A 4,831-nucleotide genomic window follows, 5' to 3' on the forward strand; every position below is an offset into this window, starting at 1 on the left:
GCCAGTGCCCATCCGGCAACGGGTACTGCCAGCAGCGCCAGGGCGGCTACCAATAAGCCCGCAATAGCACCTGCCATAAATGCCATGCTACCCAAACATATAAAAACATTGGCAGCCATGGTATCGGCTGTTGTAGCTACCTTATTGCCACTAAAGGTTACCTGATCCTGACTGGTTACCTTCATCTGTTTAAACATGGCTCCTTTAGGACAAACCAGGTAGTGTTTTTCTGTTAACCATTGTAAATCTTCACTAGCCATAACCTAAATGCTATCCAGATTTAAATATAAATCTGATTTATAATCATTATTTATCTGTTCGAACACTTTCATTTCGGCACCCTGCAATATGCCCGATGTATTATAGGTAAAGGATGCCTGTGTATAATGTTTAATATCAAAGTCTTTCTGCCCCGTAACCTTCGCAATCATCTGTTTATCGATTTTACCATGATCATCCAACGTAGCCTCGGCATTTATCACGTATCCGTTTTCGGTCACCTCTGAAGAAAAGCTCTGGTTTACGGGGATTAAAAATCCTATCCCCATACGGTCCCTAACACTTTTCTTTTTGTGGTATTCAATCCCATCAGCAGTATAATTAAATGCATATAGGAATAAATGCATAAAATGGGTATTCTCCAGGTTTTCCAATAACTCGGGCGGATTGGACAACTCCCTTTCTTTATGTCTGATGATTTCAAACGCGGCAATAGGATTGGTTTGCATCAACTCTTTTTTAAGTTTATCCCATTTTGATTTTATCTCAGGAAGGTTTAACAATCCTTTTATATTCCCATCGCTATTAATGCAAACCTGTTGCCTGCTGTAGATGTATGCAAGCTTATTTACATATTCTATTAACTGAAAGGTGTTCGGATCATAATATTCGGTTAACTTCACCTCTTTTTCTTCGATAACGTAATCCTGAAGTTCCGTTTTGACGGCATTTTGCCCAAAATAAGATAATGTATACTTTCCCAAAGTAGAAAAACTATCCATCATCGTTAACATTTTAACATTCCCCCTAACCTGCAGCTGATAATTTTTCTCGAATACTTTCTCCATATCTAAGAATTGATTTTAACCGGTGAACCATCAATAACGGTTTTGCTCCCAACAATATTGACATCTTTCCCATTTAAACTGGCTTTGGTTTCACCATTAAGCGCCAGTTCATTTTTCGACAGAATAGCTAGTTTGGTCTCAAATTCCATACTGCCGTTTTTACTTGGCGCCCCATCCCCGGTTACCTTAAAATCATCTGCCGCACGGATTTCTATATTTTTGGCCTGGATAATAATTTTATCTGTTTCCTTATCCATAATAATCATCACATTTCCGGTTTGCAGTTTAATATTGTTATCGGTAGTAACCGTAATGGCATTTTTTCCATCAATTGAAATGTGATTTAAACCTGTTTTATCCTTCAACAGCATCCCGCCGCCATCATCCATCGTAAAGGTATGCCCGCTTTTAGAAGTGAGGCTTTTACTGTTATTGCTCGCACTACCGCCACTGCCACTTTTACCATGGAATACCGAACCCAGTACAATCGGACGGGCAATGTTACCTTCTTCAAAAGTTAATGCCACCTGATCGCCAATTTCGGGGATGAATACAAAGCCCCTGTTTTTGCTTACTTTTTCGCTGCTTCCGGCGTCGGGCGTAATTACCCGCAGCCATTCAGTAACATCATTGGTTTTACATTCCCATTTAAACTTTACCTTAATACGGCCCTGACCCTGCGGATCGGCATTATCGATAACATCGGCCAATTGCATATCAGGGTTTGGCCTGGTGTAGTTTTTAACCAATAAACGCTCGGTTGTGGCCACTACGCCTTCGAAAGTATTATAGTATTTCCCTGTGCCATCAATATCGTGGTTAATGCTGGTGATGAGGAACTTGCCAAGGCTTTCGGTGGCAAATGCGAGTTCTTTTCTTACGCTCATGGTAATTTCGGCAGTAGTGCCTATACCTAAAGCAGCATTGTCTCCACTGGCATGCACCTTTAAAAGGTCGCTGATATGTGCCTTTTCTTCATTCTGTACATGCGCTTTAATATCATTGCTGTTATCAACCCTGATTAATGAAGGTTGGTTAAAAGTTTTGCTGTACATCGTATTCGATACCTGTATGGCATGTGCCAGATCAGGAGATCCATCACCTGCACCACTGCTTTCGCTCAGCAGCATCTCATCCTGTTTAGGATTATAGGCAAAACGTTTATTTTTTATCGGCGCAATTTCCATGGCATATTGCAGGTTCTGCACATCGCGGCCATAAACAAGGGCAACTTCTTTCAGTTTATCGGGCTTGCCGAAATTCAATTGCTTGCCATCGTAATAAAACCACTCATGGTACTCGCCCGATAACCTGTTGAGAAAATCAAAATCACTCTCACGGTATTGTATCAGATAATCGATCGGTTCCTTTCTGGCTGCATTGGCCACAATTTTAATATCGTTGGAAGGCACTTCTGAAGTAGCCAGGTTAACAATCGAATTTAAATCCTTATCCAGGTAAGAGCCCAGGTCAGGCCCGCGATCGATTAAAATGGTGGGGCTATAGCCGCTCACAATCAATACACCATGATAGCCATGGCTCTGCGCCAGCTCTACCTTGGTTACCAAACCGGCAAATTCCTGTAAGCTGCCCGCATCGTAACCGAAAGAGGCGGTAAGGGTTTTACCCACAAAATCGCGGCTGTCGTTTAAATTGATCATTCCGGGCGAGCCCATTTGATCGTGGTTAAAGCGCAGTTCGAAGTAATGGTGTACATTAAAGGCCTGCTTTAAGCTAAAGGAAGCAAAATGCGTGATCGCCTTATCTTCTATGTTAATTTCAGTGATTAATTTCTTTTCCATATCAACTAAATAATAGTTTATTACTACTTGAACATTCCATCACGAAAGGTTAAAACATTTCTTTTTCCATTGAAAACCGATCCGTTTTTTGTTTCGTTAACCTCGGGATAGTTGATGGTTTTATCTTTGGGATTATAGGTTATTGCCAGTTGGGCGATGAGTTTTTCCTTGTCCTGATCTTCTTTAAGATCGGCTGATGCGAACAATTGGGATTTAACAGATTTCCCCAATCTGAACAGCGGTTTATTGATACTGAATTTATCATGATCAATAACCAAAACATGACTCACACTGTAAGGCTCGGTTCCGCTCATCTGCCCGTAACCGGTAAACAGATAGCTTTTTTGCGTATTTAAAGCATAAACATGGTCAAAAAATGGTGTTGGACTTCCTTCGTCATCCTTATCCTCGTAAAGGCTGTTAAATGAAAGCGCAGTGATTACATTTTTTTCATCTTTATATTGAATGATGTTCTGCACATGCCACATGGAACCCGAATATGGAGAAAGCCAGTAAAACAGCCTGAGTTTATGATCGTCGGAGGTAATTATATTGATTTCGTATTTTTTTAACCCAGCGAAATCCTTTTCAAAGGCATCAGGTTCTTGTAACGCCGTTGTAAGTGCTTTTATAAAAACTTCTTCCGCACCGGTATTTCCATCATTTAAATAACTTTCTCTCGAAGCCACCATTTTATCGGCCAGTTTTTCGAGCGAATCGTTTTCTGCAGATATTGTTTGTTTATCATTTTGCCTTGCAGAATCAATTACCTGCACCGCATTTTGCTGTTCATCATGCTTTGCTTCGCACGAAAACAGCAGCAAAGCCAAAGAAAAAAATAAAATGCCCGTTATTTTCATACTATTGCCTCGGTATATTAATAATTCCCCTATTTTCCATTGCCTTTAAAATAACAGCCGTCCCGATCTGTTTATTTACATAATCGAGGCTAAAAACATGATCTCTTGGAAAACCTCCTTTAGTGTACAGGTTAGAACCGCCCCATAAATAAGGCGAATTGATGTTGTTGTTCTGATAGGCTTTGGCCACTCCATTGTATTGCTCCAAACGTAGCAAAACCTTGGGCAGCGACCATACGGTTTCTTTATCCAGGCCACGCAATTTTAAAGCATCAACTGCACTTTCTTCGAAAGTAAAAGGCGGACCGTGACTGATTTTAGGCCGGTTGGCAGGATATTGACGGGTAAAGCCGCTAAGCGGGTCGCCGTTATGGAGGTGTTTGGTAAAATCCGAATTGCTTTCGCGGTAATGTACGCAGGCGATGAAATACCATGGAATACCCGTATTTTCGGGAAAAAGACCGGTTTCTGAAAATGTCCTGTTAAAAAAGCTATTGGCCATTTTAGGGTTCTTTTTCAACAGATCTCCATCAGGTTCATCTACAAAACAGGTGCTGCGATAAGTGTACGCAGTTAAATTGAGCAGTTTATTCCTTACCGCCTGATATCTTGATTTATTATTTAAGATTTTATCGTCGATAATCCGGTTGATCTCAGCAGATTTTAACGGAGATATTGTGCAGGAATTGAACAGGTTAATGTATTCTAAGTCGGTAGCCATAGGTAGCCCTTTTTTATCACACCCCAAAAACAAAAAAATCGTTATTAGCGCCTATTTTGGCGGGCAACTAATAACGATTTATATCGGATTAAGCTTTTGGCCAATCGTTTTCGTGTTCTGCATTACCCAGCTTTAGCTTACGGGCTGATACTACGAAATTTAAGGTCATTGGTGTATTGTCGTTTACCGCAATACCTTCGCTATATTGGATGATATATGCATCTTCGAAAGTTAATTCTTTCATTTTTGCATCTTCTTCGCCTTTTTTGAAGGTAATGCTACCTGCCTGTGGCTTATATTGGTTATTAACCATTGATTCGATTACCGAGGTATCTTCGGTTGATTCGATTTCGATGTGGATGGTACCACCATAAACACCTG

Annotated in this window: 5 protein-coding genes and 1 pseudogene; all 6 read right to left on the reverse strand. The window is 40.7% G+C overall.

Going from position 1 to position 4,831, the window contains the following annotated elements:
• Positions 1–260, reverse strand: a pseudogene (locus tag B2V92_RS21270) (hypothetical protein); the annotation flags it as partial.
• A 3-nt stretch (positions 261–263) separates the two neighbouring features.
• Complete coding sequence (locus tag B2V92_RS21275) at positions 264–1,067, reverse strand: hypothetical protein (RefSeq protein WP_293312016.1); 804 nt, start codon at positions 1,065–1,067, stop codon at positions 264–266.
• 2 nt (positions 1,068–1,069) lie between these two features.
• Positions 1,070–2,869, reverse strand: coding sequence for a type VI secretion system Vgr family protein (locus B2V92_RS21280; protein ID WP_293312017.1), 1,800 nt, complete (start codon positions 2,867–2,869; stop codon positions 1,070–1,072).
• A 23-nt stretch (positions 2,870–2,892) separates the two neighbouring features.
• Positions 2,893–3,729, reverse strand: a complete 837-nt coding sequence (locus B2V92_RS21285) for a hypothetical protein (protein WP_293312018.1) — start codon at positions 3,727–3,729, stop codon at positions 2,893–2,895.
• Position 3,730: 1 nt separating this feature from the next.
• Complete coding sequence (locus B2V92_RS21290) at positions 3,731–4,450, reverse strand: hypothetical protein (protein ID WP_293312019.1); 720 nt, start codon at positions 4,448–4,450, stop codon at positions 3,731–3,733.
• A gap of 88 nt (positions 4,451–4,538) precedes the next feature.
• Positions 4,539–4,831, reverse strand: a 293-nt coding sequence (tssD, locus tag B2V92_RS21295; RefSeq protein ID WP_293312020.1) for a type VI secretion system tube protein TssD, incomplete at its 5' end; no start/stop codon positions are given.

The sequence above is a fragment of the Pedobacter sp. UBA5917 genome (assembly GCF_002432345.1).
Classification (GTDB): domain Bacteria; phylum Bacteroidota; class Bacteroidia; order Sphingobacteriales; family Sphingobacteriaceae; genus Pedobacter.